We start from the raw sequence: 25,957 nt of genomic DNA, 5'->3' as shown, positions 1-25,957 counted from the left end.
ATATTAGTTATGATGAAAGTACAAATGCAGGCTATTAATAAGAAAATAGCCGTTGAATACTTAAAATTTTTCTATCCGCCACTTCGAAATGAAATTACACAGTTATCTGTTCAGGAAAACTTTGCCGGCGTTATTCAGGCTACCATCAATTATTTGAAGGATATGCTGCAGGAATCAAAGATCTACATTGTAGCCCATCACATCAAACTGATGGACTGGATCTACAGAAACGGCGATTCTTATGTAAGAACCGTCATTGAAAACCTGTTTGTGAGATCTTTGGAGAGCTTTAAAAAACATGCAAAGATCCAGCACTGGAAGCTTCTTTATCAGAATATGCCTGATAATTTTCAGCTTATTTATCATGAGCAGCAGAAACAGGACGAGATCTTTTTCGGTAAGTAAAATAATTTAATTTGTAAATAGGCTCTTCAGGCATCTTGTCTGAGGAGCTTTTTATTTAAGTTTTTTGAAATATTGGGCAAAACGGAGACTTAACAAAATATTATTATGCTTTACAGATATTTTATTGAATTATATTTCACCATATGGTGCAAAATACATACTTTTACAAAATGATCCGATGCTGCTGATAATCATCGGAGATACTGATCTTTAGTCAGCTACTGATTATAAAAATTTACAAATTTTGACGATGTGTAATCAGATCATAGAAATATCCTTTCATACATTTATTTGATCTGAGAACAACCTCCCCCGACTAATTGCCAGGGGAGTTTTCTTTTTATTTATCTTTTTTCACAAAGACTTTCTGGATGATCTGAAGTTCCTCTTTATTCATTTTTGAACTCTTTTCCAACTTGGCTAGAAACGAAGAAACTTCTTCAGGAGTTGCGGGTGACCCCAAATTTTCTCCCTTACTGTCGAATGAATCAGCAAGCACTTCTCCTTTCGGATTTAATATCAGCCAGAAAGGAAGTCCGGCATTTTCTCCTTTATAGGTATTCATCAGTTCCTGCCCGCCGGGATTTTCAAGCTTTTTCTTTTCTCCTCTTTCCTGAACATCAATATAAGTCGTTACAAATTTCTTGTCGAAAATAGGCTTTGTTTCAGGAAGATTCATATTCTTTTCCATCAGTTTGCACCAGCCACACCATGAAGCGTGAAATACCAGCAAAACATTTTTCTTTTGGGTTTTAGCTTCTGCAAGAGCTTTATTCAATTCTATATCGGCTTTTTCCTGAGCAGCATTCAGCTGAAACAGGAATAAAGATGCTAAGATGATTACTTTAAAAAATTTCATTTAAATTTTGGTTTGGTTTACTGATACTAATTTACATAAAAGTGAATATCTATATTTCATTTATTTAGAAAAAATGTATTTAAAAAACAAAAATCCCCAAACATGAGTTCGGGGATTTTATATAGTCTGGGATTATTAATCCTTATTTTACTTTTTCGAAAATAATTCCCATTGTAAATCGTTAATTAAATTTTATGATACAAAATGATAAGACTTAGCAAAGATTTTAAGCCTATCATTTTATTTCTTTTCTTTCAACAACGTTTCCAACTTTTCTTTTGTTTCCGGAATTTCTTTTAGCGTCAACGCTTTTTTAAATGATTCTATTGCCTTTGCTTTGTTTCCCATGGCAAGGTAAAGATCTCCAATAGAATCGTAGCAATTCCAACTTTTGGGATTGTTTATAATATTTAGTTTAAATAATGATTCTGCTTTTTTGAATTGCTTATTTGCCATCATCTGATACCCGAAATTATTGACCAAATTCTCATTTGGATTCACAATATACCCCATTTGTTTAGATACATTTTCGTAGTGAGCAACTACTATTGAATCTAGTTTAAAGTTTGGATCGCCCATCTCACTGTCATAAATCTTAAGACGATAAAAATCAAAGATATATCGAAGTGCATCATATTCACCGATCAGTCTTACTGATGGATGGTTATCATTTTCGTAAAATTTGTATTTGTAACGTAGCTGATTTCGATTCGATTTTTTAAGTTCCTCTATAAACCTTAAGTTTGCCCTGATAAGATCTGTACTCCCGCTCGTATCTTTCATCACACTTACCGTATCAACTCCTTTTTCCAACCGATTAGCCATAGCAATATACAATGTCTTTCCTTCATAATTCTGATTGGCTAAAATGCTTTTAGCATCCTCTACAACCTTTGCCTTATTCCACCACAATGCTCCGTCTAGAGAAGCATACGAATTAAACAAATTAGGTTTATGAAGTAATGTATTAATCACTGTTAAACCTCCTACTGAATGACCTATAAATGTCTTATATGATGTGGTAGGATAAGTTGAATCAATATAAGGAATAAGCTCCTTTTCAACAAAAGACATAAAGTTTTCTCCTTTACCGACAAATCCTTTAAATTCTTCATCAGAGTTTGTTGTCAATTCACTCATTCTATTAGAATGTACTATCCCAACTACAATCATTGGCGGAGCTAGGCTTGTTTCTTCCATGTGCTCGGTAATACTTACGACACTATTAAAATTATCATTACCGTCCAACAAATAAATTACTGGGTAACGACCTCTGTCTTTTATTTTGCTTCCACCATTACTGTTTGGAATATGTATTAGAATTTCCCGATCTTCTCCCAATATTTTTGAAGATATGGTTTCTGAAAATCCAGTGCTAAAGCGATCGTAATTCTGTGCTTGAACAAAGAATGAAAATAAAAGTAAGATGAGAGAACTGTAAAATGATTTCATGGTTTTATTTAAAGTATTTTAAATTTAGACTGCAAAGATATATGAACTATCCCATTATGAAATAACATCTTGAACATTCTCTGTTTTTTGAGTCTTAAATTCTATTAAGGTGCATAAGACGCACATACTATCTAAGATATTGCTCGATACAAGTAAAATATAAATTTACAGTAAAAATCGATTAAAATCAATTATTAATGAAAAATGTAAAATAAAAAAATCGCCGTAAACATTAAATTTACAGCGATTTGATAATTTATTTTAATCGATATTAACCGATGATAATTGCTACTTACTTGACTTCTTCGAAGTCTGCATCCTGTACATCATCAGCACTTCCTGCATTACCTCCAGGATTCTGCGCTCCTGCATCTGCACCCTGAGCCTGCTGTCCTGCTGCATACAGTTCTTCTGAAGCAGCCATCCATGCTGCATCTAAAGCTTCAGTTTTAGCCTTCACATCGTCTGCGTTTTTAGCTTCGAAAGCTGTTTTCAATTCTCCGTGAGCTGCTTCAATAGCTGCTTTTTTATCAGCAGACAGCTTTTCTCCGAATTCTTTTAACTGCTTTTCAGTCTGGAAGATCAATCCGTCAGCTTTGTTAAAGATTTCAACTTCTTCTTTTTTCTTAGCATCTGCTGCAGAGTTTTCCTGAGCTTCTTTCTTCATTCTTTCGATTTCTTCGTCAGAAAGACCTGAAGAAGCCTGGATCTTAATTGTCTGCTCTTTTCCGGTACCTTTATCCTTCGCAGAAACGCTTAGGATACCGTTGGCATCAATATCGAAAGTTACTTCGATCTGAGGAACTCCTCTTGGTGCAGGTGGAATATCTGCAAGATCAAATCTTCCGATTTCTTTATTATCGTTGAACATTGGTCTTTCTCCCTGTCCTACTCTGATGCTTACAGCCGGCTGGTTGTCAGAAGCTGTAGAGAATACTTCAGATTTTTTAGTTGGGATCGTAGTGTTCGCTTCAATTAATTTCGTGAATACAGAACCCATTGTTTCAATACCTAGAGAAAGTGGTGTAACGTCAAGAAGCAATACATCTTTTACGTCTCCTGTCAATACTCCCCCTTGGATTGCAGCTCCAACAGCTACTACCTCGTCCGGGTTAACTCCTTTTGAAGGTTTTTTACCAAAGAATTTTTCCACTTCTTCCTGAATGATCGGGATTCTTGTAGAACCACCTACCAGGATTACCTCATCGATATCAGAAGTTGATAAACCTGCATCTTTTAATGCTTTTGCTACCGGCTCCATAGATCTTCTTACTAAATCTGAAGCCAATTGCTCGAATTTGGCTTTAGTTAAAGTCTTTACCAAGTGCTTAGGACCTGTTGCTGTCGCTGTGATATAAGGTAAGTTGATCTCTGTCTGAGCAGAAGAAGATAGCTCGATTTTTGCTTTTTCAGCAGCTTCTTTTAATCTCTGAAGTGCAATAGCATCAGATTTAAGGTCTACTCCTTCTTCAGCCTTGAATTCATCTGCCATCCAGTTGATGATCACATCATCAAAGTCATCACCTCCTAAGTGTGTATCACCGTTAGTAGATAATACTTCGAATACTCCGTCACCTAAATCAAGGATAGAGATATCAAAAGTACCTCCACCAAGGTCATATACAGCAATCTTCTGGTCTTTATGGTTTTTATCCAAACCGTAAGCCAATGCAGCAGCTGTAGGCTCGTTGATGATTCTTTCTACTTTAAGACCTGCGATTTCTCCAGCTTCCTTAGTAGCCTGTCTCTGTGCATCGTTAAAATATGCAGGAACCGTGATTACCGCTCTTGTTACTTCCTGTCCAAGATAATCTTCAGCTGTCTTCTTCATTTTCTGAAGTATCATTGCTGAAATTTCCTGTGGTGTATATTCTCTGTCGTCGATTTTTACTTTTGCCGTATCGTTTGGTCCGGATACTACTTCATAAGGTACTCTTGAAATTTCTTTAGCATCTTCCTTAAAATGAGTTCCGATAAATCTTTTGATAGAGTATACAGTTTTCTTTGGATTCGTTACAGCCTGTCTTTTTGCAGGATCCCCTACTTTTCTCTCACCATCTTCTGTAAATGCTACGATAGATGGAGTCGTTCTTTTACCTTCCGCGTTAGGGATAACAACAGGGTCTTTACCCTCCATTACAGCAACACATGAGTTGGTTGTTCCTAAGTCAATTCCAATTATTTTACTCATAATATTTATATTTTTTCTAATTTTTATATTTTAATTTACACTCTCAATTTCTCAATATCTGTACCATATCCTATTTTGTGACAAAATGACAGAATCAAAAATGGTCAAAGTAAACAACATCCGCCAGATTATGTTAAATTGTACTATTCAAGACAGTTTGAACATTGAGAATATTAAAAAATTAATCAAAGTTTAACCTTAGAAATATCAGATTAAACTGTACGAATTGCTATTTTTGATAAAATATAAACTTTAGAATGTCAGTACACTTCAATCCGCGAGATATTACATGGCTTGCTTTCAATGAAAGGGTTTTACAGGAAGCTATGGATGAAAATGTCCCCTTACATTTAAGAATACGCTTCCTGGGAATTTTCTCCAACAATTTAGATGAATTTTTCAGAGTACGTGTGGCAGGGTTAAAGCGGGCAATGGATTTTAAAGAAAAAGTGATCGCTGAATCTTTCTATCAGCCACCATCAAAGATTCTTCAGCGTATTAACGAAATTGTGATCAGACAACAGCAGAATTTTGATAAAACCTGGAAGCATATTCAAGCTGAAATGGCAGGGCTTAAGGTTTCTATTAAAACCTCTAAGAACCTGACCGCCAAACAGAAGGAATTCGTGAGACAATATTTTGATGAAATAGTAGAATCCAATGTCATCCCTATCCTGCTTCATGAAAATACTCCGATGCCTTATCTGAGGGATAAAAGCCTCTATCTGGGTGTCGCCATGAGAAAAAAAGACTGGCAGTATTCCAGCAATTATGCAATTATTGAAATTCCGTCACGTTTTGTAGGAAGATTTGTCCTGCTGCCTACGGAAGATCCGGAAGAAAAAAACGTTATGCTGCTTGAAGATGTTATTACATTCAACCTTCCGCATATTTTTTCTTATTTTGGCTATGACGAATTTTCTGCCAATGCCTTTAAAGTAACGAAAGATGCTGAACTGGATCTTGACAATGATATCCGGACCAATTTTGCAGAAAAAATAGAAAAGGGACTTAAAAACAGAAGAAAGGGAAAACCTACCCGTTTTGTTTTTGATAAGGATATGGACAAGGCTTTACTAGAACTTCTTATCCGAAAATTGAATTTAACAAAAAAAGACAGCATTATTCCGGGAGGAAAAATTCATAATTTCAAACATTTTATGGATTTTCCTGATGTTTTTGAAACGTATGAAAGACCAGAGGAAAGATCTTCTTTTACCCATCAGGCTTTTGAAAACGGAGAAAGAGTGACTGATGTTATCTTAAAAAAAGATGTTCTGCTTACTTTTCCTTATCACAAATACAATCCGGTAATCGATCTTTTACGCGAAGCTGCCATGGACCCGGATGTAAAATCTATCCAGATCACTGCTTATCGCCTTGCCAGTAATTCAAAGATCAGCAATGCCCTGATCTACGCCGCCAGAAATGGTAAAGAAGTAACGGTCATGCTGGAACTTCAGGCAAGGTTTGATGAAGAATCCAATCTTAAGTGGAAAGAAATGTTTGAGCCTGAAGGAATTACCGTATTGGTAGGCCTCCCGAATAAAAAAGTACACGCTAAGCTTTGTGTAATCAAAAAAAGAGCACACAATAAAACACTCCAGTATGGTTTTGTAAGCACCGGGAACTTCAATGAAAAAACGGCAAAAATATATGGTGATCATTTATTGATGACTTCAGACCGTGGCATCATGGCGGATATCAATAAAGTATTTAATGTCCTGAAAAAACCAAAAGATGATGTTCTTCCGGTTCTGAAAACCTGTAAAAATTTAATGATCTGTCCACAGTTCATGCGCGAAAAGATCGTTCACCAGATAGATAAGGAAATCGAAGAAGCCAAAGCAGGAAGAAGAGCAGAGATCATCGTTAAGGCCAATTCCATGAGTGACAGAGCCCTTATTGAAAAGCTTTACGAAGCTGCAAAAGCCGGAGTCATTACAAAAACGATCGTAAGAGGAATTTACTGCCCCGTCAACCAAAAAGAGTTTAAAGAAAAAATAAAGGCAATAAGTATTGTCGACGAATACCTGGAGCATGCAAGGGTTATGTATTTTTATAATAAAGGCGCAGAAGACATTTACATCTCATCTGCCGACTGGATGACCCGAAATCTGGACTACAGAATTGAAGCGGCTGCAAAGATCACAGACAAGGAACTGAAGAAGGAATTGAAAGATATTCTCGACATTCAGTTAAGAGATAACGTAAAAGCTCGTATTTTAGACAAAAAATTGAGCAACGAGTATGTGAGGAATGATAAAAAGGAATGCCGTTCTCAAATAGAAACCTACAAATATTTAAAAGCTAAAACAAGCAAAAAATGAAGATTGCAGCGATAGATATAGGAAGCAACGCCGCCAGACTTCTGATCAATGAAGTAAAGATCAGCAACAGGAAACCTGAATTTATAAAACTAAATCTTTTAAGAATTCCTTTGAGGTTGGGTATGGATGTCTTCACCATGGGAATGATTGGTGAGGAAAGAGAAAAAATGGTCGTCGATTCTATGAAAATTTTCAGCGACCTTATGAAGATCTATAAAGTAGAGCATTACCGTGCCTGCGCCACCAGTGCCATGCGTGATGCCTCCAATGGAAATGAAATCATCAGACGGGTTCAGGAAACTTCGGGAATCAATATAGAAATTATTTCCGGTGACGAGGAAGCTACCCTTATCTATGAAAACCATGTTGCTGAAGGTCTTGATAAAGAGTTTGCCTATCTGTATATTGACGTGGGAGGAGGTTCCACGGAACTTACTTTTTACGAAAACGGAAAAATGGTCTACGAAAAATCCTTCAATATCGGAACCATCCGTCTTCTAAACAATCTGGTAACTCCGGAAAACTGGCAGGAAATGAAGGATGAGATCAAAAAGAATATAGTCAGTAAAAAGCCTGTTGTAGCTATTGGTTCCGGAGGAAATATCAATAAGGTTTTCTCGATGAGTAAGACTAAAGACGGCAAACCGATGACACTTTCCCATCTTAAAAAGGTTTATAAGGAGTTTAATGAGCTTTCTGTAGAGGAAAGGATGACCAAGCATACCCTCAGAGAAGACAGAGCCGATGTTCTGGTTCATGCTCTCAGGATCTTCAATAACGTCATGTCCTGGTCGGATATCAACAGGATATTTGTTCCTAAAATTTCCGTAGCTGATGGGCTTATCCATAATATCTACAGCCAGTTGCACGAAAAAAAGTAAATTTCTACTCTATATTATTTGAAAACCAGCCATCATTTGGCTGGTTTTATTTTTATGTCATTGAAGTAATCTCAATCTTTAAATTTTTAAAACATTAAAAGTATCCCAGTGATTAAGATTATTAAAAAGATTGCTCACATCATTCACAATGACGGAAGGTTTCATCCTCTAAAGCTACTCTTTAGTATTATCTTTCAAATTGTAAAATTTTTACTGTACATTTAAAGTAAAACTAAACGTAGTACGTCATACATAATATCAACAGAAAAAAATGAATCCGATTAAAATAATTCTTACAGGTGCGACCGGTATGGTAGGTGAAGGTGTTCTAATGGAATGCCTTGAAAATCCTAATGTTTCCGAAATATTAAGTGTAAGCAGAAAGCCTTCCGGAAAAACACATGCTAAACTCAAAGAATATTTAATTCCGGACTTCCTGTCTATATCTCTGAATGATGAAAATCTTAAAGGCTATGATGCCTGTTTCTTCTGTGCAGGAATCAGCAGCGTGGGAATGAGCGAAGAAGATTACACGAAAATCACCTACGATACTACGATTCATTTTGCCAAAGCAGTTCTGAACCAAAATCCGGAAATGGTCTTCAACTATGTTTCAGGAGCATCTACGGACAGTACAGAAAGCGGAAAGCTCATGTGGGCAAGGGTAAAAGGCAGGACAGAAAATGCTTTGAAAAAAATGGGTTTCAGAAACGCCTTCAATTTCCGCCCCGGATTCATGAAACCCGTTGAAGGTCAGATTAATGTGAAATGGTTCTTTAAACCATTTATTTGGATTTTTCCTGTTTTATTACCTTCAAAATCATTAACTTTACACGAAGTAGGTAGAGCAATGATCAATGCCGTACATAGAGGCTATCCTACATCTACTTTGGAAATTAGGGACATTAAAAATTTAGCAATATGAGGGATATGTTAAAAAGAATAGTTCTTGTTGTTTTTATACTTTTGATTCTGATGGCTGTTTCAGGCTTTTTATATATGCAGAAACATCCTCTGGAAGGGAAAAATTCTGCAGATAAAACACTGAATCTTTCAGGAAGCAAGGTAACTGATTAAACAATAAAAATAAAAGAAACCTAGAAAGCAGATCAGTTGGTTTGCAAATTTGCCTTTTTTTCATATACCTTTCTTTCCATTTTGACTTTTCACAATAACTGTTACCTTTTTATTAAACATTTCTTAAAACTCCATTAAAATACTTGCCGTATATAAAGTTCATTTTTGCATACATCTAATGCAAGTAAAAAATGACCCACAATTACCTATTAAAAGGATCTGTCATTGCCGCATTTTTCCTTCAGGGCGGACTTTTCGGACAGACACTTATCCATTACTGGAATTTCAACAACAATGCTTCAGCCACATCTATTACAACTCCCTCTTCCACTCTGGTCAGCGGATCTCTTACTGCTGTAGCAGGCGGGACCAGCGAAATCGATTTTGCAGGTGGGACAGGACAAAATTTCAGTATTGCCAATTTAAATACAAGAAACGGCGATCCTTCCGGAACCCATTTACGATTCAACAATCCAATCGGGGGAGCTTTACAGTTTAATCTTCCTACAACAGGGTATCAAAATGCTATTGTAAAATTCACAACAAGAAGATCCGGTCAGGGGGCAGGAACGCAAACCTGGTCTTATTCAACAGATGGAACTACTTTTGTTCCGTATCAGACTGTTAATCCTCAAGATACCGATCCTCAACTGATCACTTTTGATTTTTCTTCAGTTTCAGGAGTTTCCAACAATCCGAATTTTAAATTAAAAGTAGAATTTTCCGCCACAGGAGGTGGAACGGGAGGAAATAACCGTTTTGACAATTTTACAGTAGATGGCACTGCTACCGGAGGAATAGATACTACACCTCCAACGACTACCTATTTTCCTGCTCACAACACAAATAATGCTTCCATTTCGGTAAACCCAACTATTTCTTTCAATGAAAATGTAAGACTTACTGATAATTCCGCGATCAACGATTCTAATGCACAAAGCCTTGTAGAGTTCCGTATTGGAAATGCTTCAGGCACTCAGGTTCCCTTCACTACAACTTTTAACAGTAATAAGATTACAGTAATTCCGACAACGGCACTTACTCCCGGACAGACCTATTACCTGGCTTTAAAACCCAATACGGTTGAGGATATAAGTGACAATGAAGTAACAACAATAACTTCCAGTACCTTTGCTACAGCGGTAACAACGGTTTCTCTGGATAAAAACTTCATTAAGGTTAATGAAAATGCAGGAACTCTCGCGTTCAAGATCAATGTAATCAATCCTTCCGCAGCTACAGTCAATCTTGTGGTAAAGCCGGCACCGTTCAGTACGGCAGACGGCAATGACTTCACTTTAGCCAATCAGACGATCAATATTACACCTTCTACAGCAAGTTACACAGTCAATATCCCGATCATTGATGATACGATGGAAGAACAGCAGGCAGAATATTTCGTGGTAAGCCTTGAAAATCCAACTGGAACGGCTATTTCCGGAGATAATACAGCCACTGTTTATATTGTGGATAATGATAAGCCTGCACCGGTTCCTTCAGGGCAGATTCAGCTGAACTATGTCGGAAGTTTTGATCCTTCAGGAAATAACAACAGTTCTACGGAGATTGTCGTTCATGACCCGGCCAGCCAGAAATTATTTACCATCAGTTCGATCACGGATGTTTTTGATATTATTGATTTCACTAATCCTAATGCTCTTTCTGTAGTTAGAACGGTGAATATGGCCCCTTATGGAGGAATCACAAGTATCGCTGTTAAAAACGGAATCATTGCAGCGGCTTCCCCGAATGCAGATCCACAACAGAATGGTTCCGTGGTCTTTTTTGATATTAACGGAAACTTCCTGAAACAAGTCACTGTAGGTGCTCTTCCTGATATGATCACTTTCACTCCGGATGGAACAAAAGTGATCACGGCTAATGAGGGTGAGCCCAATGATGCCTATACCACAGATCCTGAGGGAACGATCAGCATCATTGATATCTCGGGTGGTATCGGAAATCTTACGCAAAGTAATGTTACAACCCTTAATTTTAACAGTTTCGATTCTCAGACAGCCGCTTTAATGGCAACGGGGCTGAGAAAAGTGAGAACAAATAATACTCTTTCCCAGGATCTGGAACCTGAATATGTCACGGTAAGTTCAGACAGCCAGAAAGCATGGGTAACGCTACAGGAAAATAATGCAATCGCCGAAATCAATTTAGCCACAAAAGCAATTACAGGAATCTGGGGATTAGGTAAGAAAGATATGAGCCTTCCGGGTAATGGTTTTGATGCTTCGGATAATAATGGTGAGGTACTAATCGCCAACTGGCCTGTAAAAGCCTACTACATTCCTGATGCAGTGCAGAATTACAAAATAGGAACCACCAATTATATCGTCACAGCCAATGAAGGGGATGAAAAAGATCTTTCCGGATACAGTGAAAGAACAACAGTTGGGGCTAACACTTATACTTTAGATCCTGTGTTGTTTCCCCAGGCATCTGTTCTAAAGGCTTCCTATAATTTAGGAAGATTCAGGGTTTCCAGCGCAACAGGAAATACAGATGCAGACTCAGAATTCGAAGAGCTCTCAGCTTTGGGAGCACGTTCGTTCTCTATTTTCAATGCAGATACAAAACAGTTGGTGTATGACAGCGGTGACCGTTTTGAAAGATACATTTTCGCAAAGCATCCACTTATTTTTAATGCTGATAATGAAAGCAACGGTGTTAAAAACAGAAGCCGTGCCAAAGGTCCTGAACCGGAAGGGGTTGCCTTGGGCACCATCAATGGACAGACTTATGCTTTTATCACTTTAGAAAGAACCGGAGGAGTAATGGTTTATAATATTACTGATCCCAATAATCCTACGTTTACGGATTACAAGCATTCCCGTTCTACCTCAGCTTACGGTGGTGATAATGGACCTGAAGGCATTACTTACATCGCTCCGGGAAATACAACAACCGGAAAAGGTTATGTGATTATTGCCAACGAAATCAGCGGAACATTATCACTGTACGAAGTTGCTTCTCCTATAACATTAGGAACCGGAGAAATAAAAACAGATAGAGCGACATTCAATGTATTTCCTAATCCTGTAACGAAAGGAAATACATTATACTTCAACAGGACACAGGATTATGAGCTGTACGATATGTCCGGGAAAATGCTCGGAAAAGAGAAAAATGCTTTAACAATAGATAGTTCAAAGCTTTCTGCAGGCGTTTACCTTGTGAAAACATCAGAAGGTCACATCAAGAGAGTTATTGTAAAATAGAATATCTGATTGAGTTGATTGAAAGGCCCTGGATTTCCGGGGCTTTTTTTTGACGCTTAAATTCAGTAGTTTTGAAGCTACTATGTCCTGAAATAATTAAAACTTAAAATCTTTGCAGATCGCCACGTAAAAGTTATTTTAAAATAAAAAGCCTCGGGCGGAAAGCAAAGCTTTCCGCCCGAGGCATATCCATTATCTTAATGTTACGCTTTCGGAGTTTCAGGCTCCGGATTCATATCATCAAAATTCTTTTTCTCTTTCTTCTCGGGAACCAGTACAACTTCTTTCTGTACCTCATCTGGCTTTCCTTTTAAATATTCGGGTAAATTAAGACCAGCCATATTAAACAGATCGTTCAGCGGCGGTACCGTTTTCATCATTCCTGAAACAAAATTAGCGGTAGAACCATTTCCATCCTGTCCGTTTCCACTGTCCCAAACCGTAATTTTATCGATTTTAATATTCTTAACGGCTTCCACCTGGGTTTTAACCAATTCAGGAAGTTTTTCAATTAACAGTAACTGGAAGGCACTGTTGGTATCCCCTCCTGCAGCCTGTACTATTTTATCATAACCTTCAGCCTGCTTGGTCAGGATCTCATAAAGACCTTTTGCTTCTGCTTCCATTTTTGCGAAAATAGCATCAGCCTCACCTTTTGCCTGTAATCTGATTTTCTCAGCTTCAGCCTGCGCATCAATAATGGCTTTCTGTTTTGCAATTTCTGCATGGACTACAATATTGGCCTGTTGCGTAGAACGTTCTCTTTCTGCTCTTGCGGCTTCCGCTTTCTGTTCTGCAAGGTAAGATTCTTCCAAAGATCTTGCGGCCTGTACTTTTTCTGCTGCAGTGGCAATTCTTAATGCTTCCGCCTCTTTTTCTCTTCTTTCGGCATCAGAGTTGGCTATGGTAATTTTAGCTTCATTCTCTCCTTTTACTGCAATGGAATTTGCTAGTGAGGTGGCAATTCTGGATTCTTTTTCCGCTTCCGCCTTACCGATAGATTCATCTTTTATGGCCGCTGCAATACTGATCTCTTTATCTTTTTGCGTGATGGCAATTTTTACGTCTCTGTCTCTCTGTGTTTCTGCAATCTGAGTATCTTTTTCCCTGTCGGCAATTGCTTTTCCGGTTTCCCCGATCTTCGTTTGCTCGGCAACACTGATAATAGCTTCGTTAATAGCTTTTGCTGCAGCTTCTTTACCCAAAGCTTCAATATATCCGGATTCATCTCTGATATCCGTTACGTTCACGTTGATCAGCTTTAAACCGATTTTCTTTAATTCAGTATCTACGTTTTTAGAAATATTGTCTAAAAATTTATCTCTGTCTGAGTTGATTTCTTCAATCGTCATCGTAGCAATCACCAAACGAAGCTGCCCGAACAGGATATCTTTGGAAAGCTCCTGGATTTGTTCCTGAGCCAGTCCCAATAATCTTTCTGCTGCATTTCCCATAGAATCCGGTTCTGTAGAAATGGCGATGGTGAATCTACATGGTACATCTACACGGATATTCTGTCTGGACAGGGCATTGGTAAGATTGGCCTCTATAGAAATGGGTTTCAGATCAAGGTAAGCAAAATCCTGAATAACGGGCCAAACAAAAGCACCACCTCCATGGATACATTTTGCTGAGGTACCGCCTGTTTTACCGTAAATAACCAAAATTTTATCCGAAGGACATCTTTTGTACCTAGAGATAAGGGCCAAAAATGTGACGAATAGTACAAGTACAATAACTAATGTTAAAATAAGACTTCCTGGTATTGCCATAAATAGTTTTTATAAAATGGTTGATAATAATTAAATTTTTGAAACGACAAGAATCTTGTCATAGATGTAAGTGACCCTCACAGAATCACCGGACGGAATATTTTCTTTTGCTTCCGTCATTGCAGGAAGTTCGTGGCTGGTTCCGTTTACAGAAATGGTGATCTTGCCTTTTCCGCTCATATCTGCAGGAATGGTAAGATAAACTTCTCCTGCCCTTCCAATCAGGTTTTCCATCTTGAATGTATTGTCTTCTGTAAGTTTAAGGATCTGCATGATAAGAATAAAGAACAGAAATATAAATCCGGCCCCTACAAGCACTGCAACAAAAATCAACAGTGACTTGTTGCCTATTGAACCGTAGAATGCTACACCACTCCATCCAAATCCTAAAAGGAAATTGATCAGGTTTCTGAAAGAAAATAACTGAAAAGGACTGTCAGCATGGCTGTCGCCGCTAAAATCAGCATGAATTGTATCTCCGTGGCCGCCTCCGACAAAAGTAAGAACCGTTTGAATTAGAAAGATAAGGCTAGCTGCTATGGCTGTATACCAGAACCCCTGTTGCAGTGGTTCTAAGTTTTGCAGAAATTCAAACATAAGATGCGTTTTTAACAAATATAATTAAAAAAAATAAATAAAGCCAATAAAAATCAGTATAAAAGACAGCTATAAGTGTAAATCGTGGAACGTTAAAATACTCATCAAACATATCCTTAAAAATAGTATCAGGAAATGGGAGCACAAAAAAAGACAGGCTGAAAAAACCTGTCTTAAAAAAATATTTCGTGTAATTTTTTACTCTACATTGATTACTTTTTCAATTTCCGGGGCATGTTGCTTAATGGTATTTTCTACGCCCAGTTTCAGGGTTGAAAAATTCAGCGAACACCCGGAACAGTTACCCAAAAGTTTTACAAAAACCTGGTTATCCTTCACGTCAATAAGCTCGATATCGCCTCCATCCTTATTCAGGAACGGTCTGATGCTTTCCAGAGCTTCCATTACTCTCGTTACTGTATCTTCGTGTGTTATATTTGTTTCCATATTTCTTTAGTTCAATTCGGTTTTTTCAAACTTAATTGAAAATCATTATTTTTTAGCTTTCGGCGAGCATCCTGCCATAGTGGTAATCTTTACAGCTTCTGTAGGCGGAAGGTTTTTATTTCTTTCCACAAGACTTTCCACCATATTTCTTGCCGTTTCGGTGTAGATCTCTGCAATCTTAGACCCTTCCTGAAGCGCAGCCGGTCTTCCGACATCCCCCGCTTCTCTGATACTCTGGATCAATGGAATCTCTCCCAATACCGGAATCCCCAGATCTTCAGCAAGATACTGAGCTCCCTGTTGTCCAAAGATGTAATACTTGTTATCAGGAAGTTCTGCCGGCGTAAAATACGCCATATTTTCGATTAATCCAAGAACCGGAATGTTAATACTTTCCATCTGGAACATTGCGATCCCCTTTCTTACGTCTGCCAATGCTACATGCTGAGGGGTACTCACAATTACAGCACCGGTTACAGGTACTTCCTGGATGATGGATAAGTGAATATCTCCCGTTCCCGGAGGAAGGTCAATCAATAAAAAGTCAAGTTCACCCCATGCTGCATCTCTGATCATCTGGTTCAAAGCTTTGGAAGCCATAGGGCCTCTCCAAACTACAGCCTGATTGGCTCCTGAGAAATATCCTATAGACAGCATTTTCACCCCGTAATTTTCTACAGGCTTCATCATACTTTTACCGTTAACTTCTACAGAGATCGGCTTTTCACCTTCCGTATCGAACATCGTAGGAACAGACGGTCCATAGATATCAGCATCCAGTAATCCTACTTTGAAACCCATTTTAGCTAAAGTAACTGCCATATTTGCAGCCACTGTAGATTTTCCTACACCTCCTTTTCCGGAAGCAATAGCTATAATATTCTGAATTCCTGCAATCTGCTTACCTTTAATCTGGCTCTGCTGAATCTCGCTGGGCTCCGGAGAAACAATTTTTAATTTCAGATTAATATCTTCTCCAAACTCACTGGCAAAAGCCTGCTTCATAGCTGCCTCCAGCTTTTTCTTTTCGTGCATTGCCGGTGAATGGGCAGTCATGTCAATATAAACATCATTACCCATGATTTGAAAGTTATTCACCAAATCGTCTACTTCTATCTCTTTAAGGAAATCTTGAACCTTTTCTTTCGTCAACATACTAAATATAAATTGTTCACAAATTTACGTATTTTTTCGACAATTTAGAATCAATAAAATCTATAACCCGATGTGATAAATAAGATTACAAAAATTCTACCGTTATATTTATTATCCTCACTCTTACAATATAATTTATTACCATAAAAATAACCCATGAATACCAACAGCTATCCTTCTAAATATGCATCTCCCAAAGGTATTTTTGTGCCAGGAAAGACAAGATTCAAATGGTATGACCTTGCCGAAGATCTGTCTGCAGTTTCTGCTCAGGATATTATCAATGCAAAAACCTGCATCGAAAATGCTGAGGAAAATTTCCAGAATAAAGATGACCTGGGTTTTGTCATTATGCACAGATGCGGTGAGCATTACCTGTTATTGGTCTGCACATGGAGGAGCGAAAACGAACTATGGGAAAGCGTTTATTATGATGGTTCAGGAAAATTTGAAGTCTGGGACAGGAACAAAATTCATCTTCCCACGTATTGTGTTTGGGAAATGGGCATTGTATATCATGAGTCCAGAGCCTGGAAAAAATTCCTGGGGACAGACCGAACGGAAGTTGATCAGCAAAATTATTTAGATGATCTTTTTGAAGGAGAAGTTTAGGTCTTAAGATTAAAAGGTGTAAGCAATCTATATAAATTCAAAAAGGATGGGCTTTAGCCCATTAACCAATATATTATTACCATTCATCCGGCTTTAGCCAAAACTTAATCCTGCGAAATATGCACAGGTTTTATTCCTGCTTCTCACAATTCCGGTCTTCTTTTATTACATTCCGTTCTGCCGTTTTTTCAATATATTCGTTGATATAAAATTATGATATGAAAAAAAGCCTGGCAGTTTTCTCACTATGTATTGCCCAGATTATCTATTCCCAGAATTATTCGCAGCATGTAAATCCTTTTATAGGAACCGGAGGTCATGGCCACACCTTTCCCGGAGCCGTTGTTCCGTTCGGAATGGTTCAGCTTTCGCCGGATACAAGGATAGACGGGAGCTGGGACGGATGCAGCGGTTATCATTATTCAGATTCTGTGATCTATGGTTTTTCGCATACGCATCTCAACGGAACAGGGGTTTCGGATTACGGAGATATTATGTTGATGCCTACGATGGGAAATGCAAGCCTTAATTACAAAGATTATTCTTCAAAATTTTCGCATAAAAATGAAAAGGCTTCTGCAGGATTTTATTCCGTCAAGTTAGATAAAAACAATATTGATGTTCGCCTGACCACCACCAAAAGAGTTGGTTATCATGAATATATTTTTAATAATTCAGGTAAGGCTAATATTATTCTGGACCTCAACCACAGGGATAAACTGCTTGAAGGTGAAGTAAAGATTATTGATGACAAAACTATAGAAGTTTTCAGAAGAAGTGAAGCCTGGGCAACCAATCAGTATATCTACGCCAGAATTGAATTTTCAAAACCAATGAAAATCTCAAAGAAAGAGGTTAACGGAAAGCAGGAAGACAAGCTTTTCACAGGAACAAAACTGGCTCTGGCATTTTCGGGAGATGTTAAAAAAGGAGAAAAGATTAGTGTAAAAGTGGCTATTTCCCTCACAGGTTATGAAGGAACGGAAAAAAATATGATGGCAGAAGGAAAATCCAATGATTTTGAAACTGTAAAAAAACAGGCCGAAACTGATTGGAATAAGGAACTGTCAAAAATTGAAGTAAAATCTGATGATAAGGATAAACTTTCTGTCTTTTATACAGCTCTTTACCATGTTTTTACCCAACCGAATATCAATATGGATGTGGATGGAAAATACAGAGGCAGAGACAATAAGCTATATACAACAGCAGGCTTTGATTATTATTCTGTATTCTCGCTTTGGGATACTTTCAGAGCTGCTCATCCGCTGATGACACTGATCGACAGAAAGAGAACAGCCGATTTCATCAATACTTTTATCAAGCAGTATGAGCAGGGCGGAAAACTTCCGGTTTGGGAACTGGCTTCCAATGAAACGGAATGCATGATTGGCTACCATTCTGTTTCTGTAATTGCAGATGCGATGGCGAAAGGCATTCAGGGATTTGATTATGAACAAGCATTCAATGCGTCTAAAAATTCTGCCATGCTGGATATTTTTGGCTTAAATGCTTATAAACAGAATAATTACATCAGTATTGATGATGAACACGAGAGTGTTTCAAAAACGGTAGAATACGCCTACGACGACTGGTGTATTGCACAAATGGCTAAGATTTTAGGCAAAAAAGAAGATTATCAGTATTTCATGAAGCGTTCCCAGAGCTGGAAAAATCTTTACAATCCGAACAACGGCTTTATGCAGCCGAGAAAGAACGGAAACTGGTATGAACCTTTTGATCCGGCGGAAGTCAACAATAATTACACAGAGGGGAATTCATGGCATTATTCCTATTCGGTACAACAGGATATTCCGGGACTGATCGCAGCTCATGGCGGAAAGGAAAAATTTGAACAGTTCATTGATGCTATTTTTGCGGCACCGGATAAAACAACGGGAAGAGAGCAGGCAGATATCACAGGATTGATGGGGCAGTATGCTCAGGGAAATGAACCAAGCCACCACATTGCTTATTTATACAACTATGTGGGGAAACCGGAAAAGACGGATGCGAAGATTAAATATATCCTTGATCATTTTTATAAAAATACGCCGGACGGGCTTATCGGAAATGAAGACTGTGGCCAGATGAGCGCCTGGTATATTTTAAGCTCACTGGGAATTTATGCTGTAACACCGGGATTGCCCGAATGGCAGACAACTACACCTTATTTTGATGAAGTTAAAATTCATCTGGAAGATGGCAGTACAAAAGTGATCAGCAAAAACACCAGCAGATCCGAACTGCAGAAATTAGGTTTTGAAAACAGCAAACCATCAAAAGATTTTAAATATACACAGCTGACTCCAGCACCGGTTATTGCCTCCGACAGGATCTTTGATTTTTCCGCAAAAGTACAGATTACTCCACTGAACCCTGCTGATAAAGTCTATTATATGACCTTAAGCGAAAGTGATGCTAACGTAAGAAAAACCTTCACAGCCTATAAAGGACCTTTCACCATCAGCAAAACCACTCAGGTTCTTGCCTATTCGGAAAGAAATGGAGAAAAAAGCTCTGTTACTGTAGCCAATTTCAACAGAAGACCCAATTATTGGGATATTACTATCAATTCAAAAGTTAATCCACAATATACCGCCAATGGAAAACTGGCTCTGATCGACGGCATCAACGGTGATGTGAACTGGAGAAAGGGTGAATGGCACGGCTATCAGGGACAGGATTTTGAAGCAGTGATCGATTTAAAATCTCCACAACAGATTACTAAATTATCATCCACTTATCTTCAGGACAGCAGAGCCTGGATCCTGATGCCTAAAAAAGTGGAATATTATGCTTCCATGAACGGAAAAGACTTTGTTCTTCTGAAAAACATCGACCATACGATTGATGCCAGAGAAGAAAAAGTACAGATTAAGGATTTCTCCGCTGAAATCCTTCCTACTGAAGCCAGGTACATCAAAGTAAAAGCGTATTACTTCGGAAAGCTTCCGGAATGGCATCAGGGAGCTGGCGGTGAGGCTTATATCTTTATTGATGAGATTTCTGTTAAATAATTAATGGTAAAGAAGCTGGAAAACAGCAATCTAAGATGGCTGAATTTCAATTTTATTAACTCTATCTTTACTAATCAAAAAAATGCACTTCAATTTCGAAGTGCATTTTTTATAGGGGTCTATAAGTTTTTCTTTAGATTATACAAATCCAGGACACCGGGCGCAATTTTCAAATCAGGTCTGAACAGACTAATTCCTTTTAGGAAATGTTTTTTTAATGAGTTTCCATTAGTAATTACAATATCTCCTTCTATGAATAATGCTTTCCTTACCACTTTATTTACCGCATCATCGAATACATAAAAACACAAATCCATATCAGTATCGCTCTGGTCAAGATATATAAAAATGTCATATTCTCCGTTTTCAGGATTTGGCATCAGTTGACTATACTGTATTGATTTTACTAAGCCCTGATTACTATAATGATGAATTCCTGTTTTGTCAACCGTTGCCCGAATTATTTTGGTGGTTGATTTTTCTCTTATTTGTACCATCAAAAGCCATACAAATAAACCAATAACTAATATCGCTAATACAACAATTAAAATTTTTATTTCAAACTTAATGCTGTTTGAAGCTAAGGTAAACCATACCATTAAAATCATCATCAGCGGTGTCAATATGGTGAATATTGAAAAAAAAACTTTAATAGCCAAAGTCAAGCCTTTAGAAGTTTTTGAATCAATGGCCGGAAATTGATTTTCGTCTGATACCATTTTATAGCTGATTTTAATTTAATTTTTCAGACCATTTTAGTCCCTGTGGCAGCTCCATATCAGAAAATTCTATGTGGATCACTCTTCTTCTCCTGCCATCGGTAGTTCTGTTGGAACCGTGAAGCGTAAGAGGTTTCATAATCATGACCCCACCCTTCTGTACATCACAGAATCTTTCCGTTTCCTTACTCCAGTCTATCGTTTCCGGTCTGTAGATTCCTTTGGTGTGAGATCCCGGAATAACTTTCAATGCTCCGTTATATTCATCCGTATCATCCAGATGGATCCTGATGGTACATATGTTCTCAAGAAACGACAGAGGCGGCTGTACAGCAAACTGATCTTTTTTAGTGGTCCAAGGCCCGAAACCCTCCATTTCCAGCTTTTTATCTACTGAAATTGTCAGATCCTGATGATACGCCACATACCAGTTTGAGGTTTCCGGTTTGTCAAAATAAATGCTTTTTACAGCAAAATACTTTTCTCCGAAAAGTTTTCTGACAATGGTTTTAATGGTATCGTTAAATATCAGATCTTTAATTTCCGGAATTTCTTTCAGGAACTGTCTTACAGCAAAAAGGTCATCGGATTTTCTGAAATTCTCTCTCGATTTATCAGCATTTCGAATACTCTTTGCGATCTTTTCAATCTCATCATCAGAAAAGACCGAATTGATTACGGTAAGGCCTTTTGTAAGGAAATATTGTCTATGATTCTCTATATATTGTTTTGTCATGTGCGATTAAACTTCCTGAGGTGTATTTTCAAGCTGTCCTTCCCATTTGGAAACAGCGGAAGTGGCCAATGCATTTCCTAATACATTTGTCATACTTCTTCCCATATCACAGAAATGGTCGATCGGCAGGATCAAAGCGATACCTTCCGGCGGAATTCCGAACATGGAACATGTTGCCACGATAATCACCAAAGAAGCTCTCGGAACTCCGGCAATTCCTTTCGACGTAAGCATCAGAACTAAAAGCATTGTGATCTGTTGCCCAATTTCCATTTCAATACCATAGATCTGGGCAATGAAAATGGAGGCGAACGTCATATACATCATACTTCCGTCAAGGTTGAATGAATATCCTAAAGGCAGGATGAAAGATACAACTCTATTGTTACATCCAAATCTTTCAAGCTCTTCCACCAGTTTTGGAAATACAGCTTCTGAACTTGTTGTTGAAAAAGCAATCAGTAACGGGGCTTTTATTCTTTTAAGGAGTTCGAAAAGACGGTTTCCTAAGATCAGATAGCCTACCAATAGAAGAACAAGCCAAAGTACACCCAATGCAAAGAAAAAGTCTCTCAGGTAAATTGCATAAACTTTGAATATTTCAAACCCGTTCATGGCCACTACGGCAGCAATAGCTCCCAAAACTCCAAGTGGTGCAAACCACATGATATAGCCTACCATTTTAAGAATAGCATGGGCAATAATATCAAAAAGTTTAACTACCGGCTTTGAATACTCTTCCCCTAAATTAGCAAGGGCTACCCCAAACATAATGGAAAAGACAACAATCTGAAGCACCTCATTGGTAGCAAAAGCTTCAAATAAACTTTTAGGGATCATATGCTTTACGAAGTCTTCCAGGGAAAACCCTTTACTGCTTTTTAAAAGATCTTCTGCGGCAGCTGCATCCTGGATAGGCAGTTTGGTTACATGTCCCGGCTCCAGCCAGTTGACCAATACCAGTCCTATAAAAAGAGAAACCAAGGAAGCACTGATAAACCACAGCATGGCTTTTGTCCCTACCCTCCCGATCATTTTGATATCACTCATTTTGGCAATTCCAACGACGAGCGTAGTAAAAACCAACGGTGCAATAATCATCTGTACGAGCCTGATAAAAATGGTTCCCAACAGTTTGATGTTTTTGGAAAACGGTTCGGCACTTTCAGGATACTGTACGTGTACCAGACCTCCGATTCCTACTCCCAGGATAAGCGCAATGATAATGGCAATAAAAAGTTTATTCTGTCCTTTCATATAAATAGTTCAATTCCCACAAATATAATAGTTTTTCAATTGGTACAAGATTTTGTCTGAATTCGGTTAAGATTGGGTTAAGTTTATAATACATTAAAATTAAATCACTGATTCCGAAAATATTGTAAAAAAATTAAGAAACATTTATTAAGCTTTTATTATTTTGGTACAAATTTTATTATTACATTTGATTGTATTAACAACATTAATAAATATACAACTATGAAAAAAACTATCGCAATGGCTGCATTAGCTGTAGCTATATCTTTTGGAGCGGTGTCTTGCAAAAAGAAAATTTCAGATGCCGATCTTCAGACTCAGGCTACAACTGTGGTAACTTCTAATCCCAATGCTTCTGTAGAAGTAAAAGAAGGAGTAGCTCATTTAAGCGGAACTTTCGAAGATCAGCAGTCTAAAGATGCTATGATTGCAAAATTAAAAGCAATTAATGGTGTAAAAGAAGTGATGGATATGTCTACTGTAGCTGCTCCGGTTACAGCTGCACCAGTGGAAACAGCATCTGCTGTAGATCCGGCGGTTCAGAAAAAAGTTCAGGATGCTGTTAAAGATTTCCCATCTGTAAAAGTAGAGGTTGTAAACGGACAACTTACGCTTACAGGAAATGTTTCAGGCCCTCAGGCAAGAAAAATCAAAGAATCTGTAGATGCTTTGAAAATCGGAAAGTATAACAATAACCTAGTGGTAAAATAATTTTAAGATGAGCACATTACAAGATAAATATTCAAGTGTAGTTTCAGCAGCTCAGTCTGCAGGAATTTCTAACCTTCAGGTTCAGGAGCAGGATGGTATTCTTTATGTTACTGGAAATGCTTCCAGCACAGCAGCGAAAGATGCAGTATGGAATGCTTTAGGAACTATTGATTCTACTTATTCGGCTTCAGATATCAATATTGATGTACAGGTAGCAGGATTAACTTCAGGAGCTTCTTTAACGGTAGCTACGGAAGATTCTAATCTGAACATCAGACAGGAGCCTTCTACTGAGGCTGCTGTAGTAGGAAAAGCTGCAAAAGGATCATCGGTAACTTTGATTGAGCAGACTTCTGATGACTGGTGGAAAGTGAAAACTGATGACGGTCAGGAAGGTTATGCTTATTCAAGATATTTAAAAGCTTAATTTTTCAAATAGTTAATCTTCAATAAATATTTACGAAACATCCCCAAATGGGGATGTTTTTTTTATAATTCCCCACAGATCCGGCAAGTGTTTATACTTTGAGAGCTTTATAGTTTTTTATTTCCTTCTATTTTCCATTGAAAGATTGTGTCTATAAGGTATATTAAAGCCATTTTATTTCTAAATTAGCGGTAAATTTTATTTATGAAGATCCATATTTCAATTTTATTTATTTTCTTTTTTATCCTTGGAATTGCACAGAGTACAGACCAGAAGGATACTTTCGTAAAAGATAATTTCACCAAAAAGGAATTCTATATCCCAATGCGTGACGGAGTAAAGCTTTTCACAGCGGTATATATTCCGAAAGATATTTCAAATAAGAACAAATATCCTTTCCTGATGCAGAGAACCTGCTACAGCATTGCTCCTTACGGAGAAAATGAATACAGAACCAAACTGGGGCCTAACCAGTTCCTGATGAAGGATAAGTATATTTTTGTCTTCCAGGATGTCCGCGGAAGATACATGAGTGAAGGTACTTTTACCAATATGACCCCTCAGGTGGACCGCAAAACCAAAAAAGATGTGGACGAAAGCACGGATACTTATGATACCATAGAATGGCTTTTAAAGAATATCAAAGACAATAACGGTAAGGCAGGACAATACGGAACTTCATATCCGGGATTTTATACAGCGGCAGGCATACTGGCACAGCACCCGGCTTTGGTAGCTTCATCTCCCCAGGCTCCTATTTCGGACTTCTGGAATGATGATTTTCTTCACAACGGCAGATTCATGCTGGGATATTTCAGAACCTTCCCTGTTTTCGGGATTCAGAAGACAAAGCCTGAAAACAAAGCCTGGTATATGGATACTTTCGTAAAGCAAACTTCGGAAGACGGCCTTAAGTTCTATAGAGATATGGGAACTTTAAAGGATGGCTACGAAAAATACTACAAGAACAACTTCTTTATGACGGAGATTATGAACCATCCTAACTATGATGAATACTGGCAGAAAAGAAGTCTTCTTCCCCATTTAAAGAATGTAAACCATGCCGTAATGACTGTTGGAGGCTGGTTTGATGCAGAAGATCTTTCAGGACCACTGAATATTTACAAAACCATAGAAAAGACAAGCCCGAAAGCTAAAAACACCATTGTGATGGGTCCTTTCTCTCACGGAGCATGGGCACAGGAGCAGGGAAAACATTTCCACAACCAAATCTATTTTGGAGATAGCATTGCAACGTATTATCAGAAAAATATTGAAACTAAATTTTTCAATCATTATTTAAAAGGAAACACAAAAGAGGATGCTGGGCTTCCGGAAGCTCTGATGTATGATACAGGATCTAAAGAATGGAGAGAATTTGCCTCTTATCCTCCGAAGAATGCCCAGAAAATCAGTTTTTATTTAACTGACGGAACATTGAAAAAAACAGCAGGACAAGGCTTTTCAGAATACTACAGCGACCCGAATAATCCGGTCTTAAGCTCTGACAATCTGAAAGACTTCAATGGTTTTACTCCTAAAAATTATATGTCGGAAGATCAGAGATTTGCAGTTGGCAGACCCGATGTTTTAACCTTTACAACAGATGTTTTAACGGAAGACATCAGTTTTGCGGGAGAGATTATGGCTAAACTGAATATTGCTTCCACTTCTACAGATGCAGATTTTGCAGTAAAGCTGATTGATGTTTACCCTGAAGATTTTAAGCCTGCAGAGAAGAAAGACGGTGTGATTTATCCAAACTACCATCAAATGGTAAGAAGTGAGATCATGCCTGCCAGATTCAGAAATTCAAGAGAAAAGGGAGAAGCATTGGTTCCCAACCAGAAAACTGCAGTGAATTTCAGGCTGCAGGATGTGATGCATACTTTCAAAAAAGGACACAAGATCCAGATCCAGATCAGCAGCACCTGGTGGCCGCTTTTTGCCATCAACCCTCAGAAATTTATGGAGAATCCAAATTTTGCAACGAAAGACGACTATACGAAAGCCTTCATCAAGGTGTATAATGACAGCTCTATTGAAGCTGAAGTATTGAAATAGAAAGAAATGGTAGCT

Annotated in this window: 21 protein-coding genes; 11 read left to right on the top strand and 10 right to left on the bottom strand. The window is 38.0% G+C overall.

Annotated features, from left to right (window positions below):
- Nucleotides 1–9 precede the first annotated feature (9 nt).
- Complete coding sequence (locus ACTJIV_RS17240) at nt 10–405, top strand: DUF7674 family protein (protein ID WP_111956717.1); 396 nt, start codon at nt 10–12, stop codon at nt 403–405.
- A 340-nt stretch (nt 406–745) separates the two neighbouring features.
- Here ACTJIV_RS17240 and ACTJIV_RS17235 read toward each other — a convergent pair whose 3' ends face one another.
- The 3 genes from ACTJIV_RS17235 to dnaK all read right to left on the bottom strand — a co-directional run bounded on the left by ACTJIV_RS17235 (nt 746) and on the right by dnaK (nt 4,907).
- Nucleotides 746–1,264: a thioredoxin family protein gene (locus ACTJIV_RS17235; protein ID WP_440628885.1), complete on the bottom strand. Its 519-nt coding sequence runs from the start codon at nt 1,262–1,264 to the stop codon at nt 746–748.
- A 240-nt stretch (nt 1,265–1,504) separates the two neighbouring features.
- Nucleotides 1,505–2,716: an alpha/beta hydrolase-fold protein gene (locus ACTJIV_RS17230; protein WP_111956713.1), complete on the bottom strand. Its 1,212-nt coding sequence runs from the start codon at nt 2,714–2,716 to the stop codon at nt 1,505–1,507.
- Nucleotides 2,717–3,008: 292 nt separating this feature from the next.
- Nucleotides 3,009–4,907 (bottom strand): molecular chaperone DnaK, encoded by a 1,899-nt coding sequence (dnaK, locus tag ACTJIV_RS17225; protein ID WP_111956710.1) that lies wholly within the window; start codon nt 4,905–4,907, stop codon nt 3,009–3,011.
- Between the two features lie 257 nt (nt 4,908–5,164).
- On the opposite strand from dnaK, the gene ppk1 reads away from it, so the two are divergent.
- The 5 genes from ppk1 to ACTJIV_RS17200 all read left to right on the top strand — a co-directional run bounded on the left by ppk1 (nt 5,165) and on the right by ACTJIV_RS17200 (nt 12,425).
- Nucleotides 5,165–7,237 carry a polyphosphate kinase 1 gene (ppk1, locus tag ACTJIV_RS17220; protein ID WP_440628882.1) on the top strand — a complete coding sequence of 691 codons (2,073 nt, stop codon included), beginning with the start codon at nt 5,165–5,167 and terminating at the stop codon, nt 7,235–7,237.
- Nucleotides 7,234–8,118, top strand: a complete 885-nt coding sequence (locus ACTJIV_RS17215; RefSeq protein WP_111956706.1) for a Ppx/GppA phosphatase family protein — start codon at nt 7,234–7,236, stop codon at nt 8,116–8,118. Before ppk1 ends, ACTJIV_RS17215 begins: the two co-directional genes overlap by 4 nt.
- Before the next feature lie 271 nt (nt 8,119–8,389).
- The gene (locus ACTJIV_RS17210) at nt 8,390–9,043 is read left to right on the top strand and encodes an NAD-dependent epimerase/dehydratase family protein (RefSeq protein WP_440628880.1); all 654 of its coding nucleotides are present in this window, start codon (nt 8,390–8,392) and stop codon (nt 9,041–9,043) included.
- Between the two features lie 5 nt (nt 9,044–9,048).
- Complete coding sequence (locus tag ACTJIV_RS17205; RefSeq protein ID WP_440628878.1) at nt 9,049–9,195, top strand: hypothetical protein; 147 nt, start codon at nt 9,049–9,051, stop codon at nt 9,193–9,195.
- 191 nt (nt 9,196–9,386) lie between these two features.
- Nucleotides 9,387–12,425 (top strand): choice-of-anchor I family protein, encoded by a 3,039-nt coding sequence (locus ACTJIV_RS17200; RefSeq protein WP_440628876.1) that lies wholly within the window; start codon nt 9,387–9,389, stop codon nt 12,423–12,425.
- Nucleotides 12,426–12,628: 203 nt separating this feature from the next.
- On the opposite strand, the gene ACTJIV_RS17195 is transcribed toward ACTJIV_RS17200, so the two are convergent.
- From ACTJIV_RS17195 to ACTJIV_RS17180, 4 genes are all read right to left on the bottom strand, one after another.
- Nucleotides 12,629–14,197, bottom strand: coding sequence for a flotillin family protein (locus ACTJIV_RS17195; protein ID WP_223559987.1), 1,569 nt, complete (start codon nt 14,195–14,197; stop codon nt 12,629–12,631).
- 30 nt (nt 14,198–14,227) lie between these two features.
- On the bottom strand, nt 14,228–14,794 hold the full coding sequence (locus ACTJIV_RS17190; protein ID WP_111956696.1) for an NfeD family protein: 567 nt from the start codon (nt 14,792–14,794) through the stop codon (nt 14,228–14,230).
- Between the two features lie 198 nt (nt 14,795–14,992).
- Entirely contained in the window at nt 14,993–15,241 is a 249-nt protein-coding gene (locus tag ACTJIV_RS17185) for a NifU family protein (protein ID WP_002977212.1), read from the bottom strand.
- A gap of 45 nt (nt 15,242–15,286) precedes the next feature.
- Nucleotides 15,287–16,396, bottom strand: coding sequence for an Mrp/NBP35 family ATP-binding protein (locus ACTJIV_RS17180; RefSeq protein WP_111956694.1), 1,110 nt, complete (start codon nt 16,394–16,396; stop codon nt 15,287–15,289).
- Nucleotides 16,397–16,552: 156 nt separating this feature from the next.
- Between ACTJIV_RS17180 and ACTJIV_RS17175 the strand changes: the two genes are divergently transcribed.
- The gene (locus ACTJIV_RS17175) at nt 16,553–17,008 is read left to right on the top strand and encodes a hypothetical protein (protein ID WP_440628872.1); all 456 of its coding nucleotides are present in this window, start codon (nt 16,553–16,555) and stop codon (nt 17,006–17,008) included.
- 218 nt (nt 17,009–17,226) lie between these two features.
- Nucleotides 17,227–20,028 (top strand): GH92 family glycosyl hydrolase, encoded by a 2,802-nt coding sequence (locus ACTJIV_RS17170; protein ID WP_440628870.1) that lies wholly within the window; start codon nt 17,227–17,229, stop codon nt 20,026–20,028.
- Between the two features lie 119 nt (nt 20,029–20,147).
- Here the strand turns inward: ACTJIV_RS17170 and ACTJIV_RS17165 are convergent, their stop codons facing one another.
- Genes ACTJIV_RS17165 through ACTJIV_RS17155 form a run of 3 tightly spaced genes read right to left on the bottom strand, consistent with a single transcriptional unit; the run spans nt 20,148 to nt 22,740 of the window.
- The gene (locus ACTJIV_RS17165) at nt 20,148–20,747 is read right to left on the bottom strand and encodes a hypothetical protein (protein ID WP_440628868.1); all 600 of its coding nucleotides are present in this window, start codon (nt 20,745–20,747) and stop codon (nt 20,148–20,150) included.
- A 13-nt stretch (nt 20,748–20,760) separates the two neighbouring features.
- Complete coding sequence (locus ACTJIV_RS17160) at nt 20,761–21,483, bottom strand: phytanoyl-CoA dioxygenase family protein (protein ID WP_440628866.1); 723 nt, start codon at nt 21,481–21,483, stop codon at nt 20,761–20,763.
- Between the two features lie 6 nt (nt 21,484–21,489).
- Nucleotides 21,490–22,740, bottom strand: coding sequence for a dicarboxylate/amino acid:cation symporter (locus ACTJIV_RS17155; protein WP_111956684.1), 1,251 nt, complete (start codon nt 22,738–22,740; stop codon nt 21,490–21,492).
- A gap of 222 nt (nt 22,741–22,962) precedes the next feature.
- On the opposite strand from ACTJIV_RS17155, the gene ACTJIV_RS17150 reads away from it, so the two are divergent.
- The 3 genes from ACTJIV_RS17150 to ACTJIV_RS17140 all read left to right on the top strand — a co-directional run bounded on the left by ACTJIV_RS17150 (nt 22,963) and on the right by ACTJIV_RS17140 (nt 25,942).
- Nucleotides 22,963–23,451 (top strand): BON domain-containing protein, encoded by a 489-nt coding sequence (locus ACTJIV_RS17150; RefSeq protein WP_111956682.1) that lies wholly within the window; start codon nt 22,963–22,965, stop codon nt 23,449–23,451.
- A gap of 7 nt (nt 23,452–23,458) precedes the next feature.
- Nucleotides 23,459–23,878 carry an SH3 domain-containing protein gene (locus tag ACTJIV_RS17145; protein ID WP_111956680.1) on the top strand — a complete coding sequence of 140 codons (420 nt, stop codon included), beginning with the start codon at nt 23,459–23,461 and terminating at the stop codon, nt 23,876–23,878.
- 204 nt (nt 23,879–24,082) lie between these two features.
- Entirely contained in the window at nt 24,083–25,942 is a 1,860-nt protein-coding gene (locus tag ACTJIV_RS17140; RefSeq protein WP_440628862.1) for a CocE/NonD family hydrolase, read from the top strand.
- Nucleotides 25,943–25,957: the final 15 nt, after the last annotated feature.

It is taken from the genome of Chryseobacterium sp. 22532, assembly GCF_052044665.1.
Classification (GTDB): domain Bacteria; phylum Bacteroidota; class Bacteroidia; order Flavobacteriales; family Weeksellaceae; genus Chryseobacterium; species Chryseobacterium lathyri.
Note: the sequence above shows the minus strand (reverse complement) of the source record. Positions and strands in the feature narration are given on the sequence as shown.

What these genes read in the sequence shown, in the direction of transcription:
- ACTJIV_RS17240 (WP_111956717.1), top strand. Translation starts at nt 10, where the DNA reads ATGATGAAAGTACAAATGCAGGCTATTAATAAGAAAATAGCCGTTGAA.
- ACTJIV_RS17235 (WP_440628885.1), bottom strand. Translation starts at nt 1,264, where the DNA reads ATGAAATTTTTTAAAGTAATCATCTTAGCATCTTTATTCCTGTTTCAG.
- ACTJIV_RS17230 (WP_111956713.1), bottom strand. Translation starts at nt 2,716, where the DNA reads ATGAAATCATTTTACAGTTCTCTCATCTTACTTTTATTTTCATTCTTT.
- dnaK (WP_111956710.1), bottom strand. Translation starts at nt 4,907, where the DNA reads ATGAGTAAAATAATTGGAATTGACTTAGGAACAACCAACTCATGTGTT.
- ppk1 (WP_440628882.1), top strand. Translation starts at nt 5,165, where the DNA reads ATGTCAGTACACTTCAATCCGCGAGATATTACATGGCTTGCTTTCAAT.
- ACTJIV_RS17215 (WP_111956706.1), top strand. Translation starts at nt 7,234, where the DNA reads ATGAAGATTGCAGCGATAGATATAGGAAGCAACGCCGCCAGACTTCTG.
- ACTJIV_RS17210 (WP_440628880.1), top strand. Translation starts at nt 8,390, where the DNA reads ATGAATCCGATTAAAATAATTCTTACAGGTGCGACCGGTATGGTAGGT.
- ACTJIV_RS17205 (WP_440628878.1), top strand. Translation starts at nt 9,049, where the DNA reads ATGTTAAAAAGAATAGTTCTTGTTGTTTTTATACTTTTGATTCTGATG.
- ACTJIV_RS17200 (WP_440628876.1), top strand. Translation starts at nt 9,387, where the DNA reads ATGACCCACAATTACCTATTAAAAGGATCTGTCATTGCCGCATTTTTC.
- ACTJIV_RS17195 (WP_223559987.1), bottom strand. Translation starts at nt 14,197, where the DNA reads ATGGCAATACCAGGAAGTCTTATTTTAACATTAGTTATTGTACTTGTA.
- ACTJIV_RS17190 (WP_111956696.1), bottom strand. Translation starts at nt 14,794, where the DNA reads ATGTTTGAATTTCTGCAAAACTTAGAACCACTGCAACAGGGGTTCTGG.
- ACTJIV_RS17185 (WP_002977212.1), bottom strand. Translation starts at nt 15,241, where the DNA reads ATGGAAACAAATATAACACACGAAGATACAGTAACGAGAGTAATGGAA.
- ACTJIV_RS17180 (WP_111956694.1), bottom strand. Translation starts at nt 16,396, where the DNA reads ATGTTGACGAAAGAAAAGGTTCAAGATTTCCTTAAAGAGATAGAAGTA.
- ACTJIV_RS17175 (WP_440628872.1), top strand. Translation starts at nt 16,553, where the DNA reads ATGAATACCAACAGCTATCCTTCTAAATATGCATCTCCCAAAGGTATT.
- ACTJIV_RS17170 (WP_440628870.1), top strand. Translation starts at nt 17,227, where the DNA reads ATGAAAAAAAGCCTGGCAGTTTTCTCACTATGTATTGCCCAGATTATC.
- ACTJIV_RS17165 (WP_440628868.1), bottom strand. Translation starts at nt 20,747, where the DNA reads ATGGTATCAGACGAAAATCAATTTCCGGCCATTGATTCAAAAACTTCT.
- ACTJIV_RS17160 (WP_440628866.1), bottom strand. Translation starts at nt 21,483, where the DNA reads ATGACAAAACAATATATAGAGAATCATAGACAATATTTCCTTACAAAA.
- ACTJIV_RS17155 (WP_111956684.1), bottom strand. Translation starts at nt 22,740, where the DNA reads ATGAAAGGACAGAATAAACTTTTTATTGCCATTATCATTGCGCTTATC.
- ACTJIV_RS17150 (WP_111956682.1), top strand. Translation starts at nt 22,963, where the DNA reads ATGAAAAAAACTATCGCAATGGCTGCATTAGCTGTAGCTATATCTTTT.
- ACTJIV_RS17145 (WP_111956680.1), top strand. Translation starts at nt 23,459, where the DNA reads ATGAGCACATTACAAGATAAATATTCAAGTGTAGTTTCAGCAGCTCAG.
- ACTJIV_RS17140 (WP_440628862.1), top strand. Translation starts at nt 24,083, where the DNA reads ATGAAGATCCATATTTCAATTTTATTTATTTTCTTTTTTATCCTTGGA.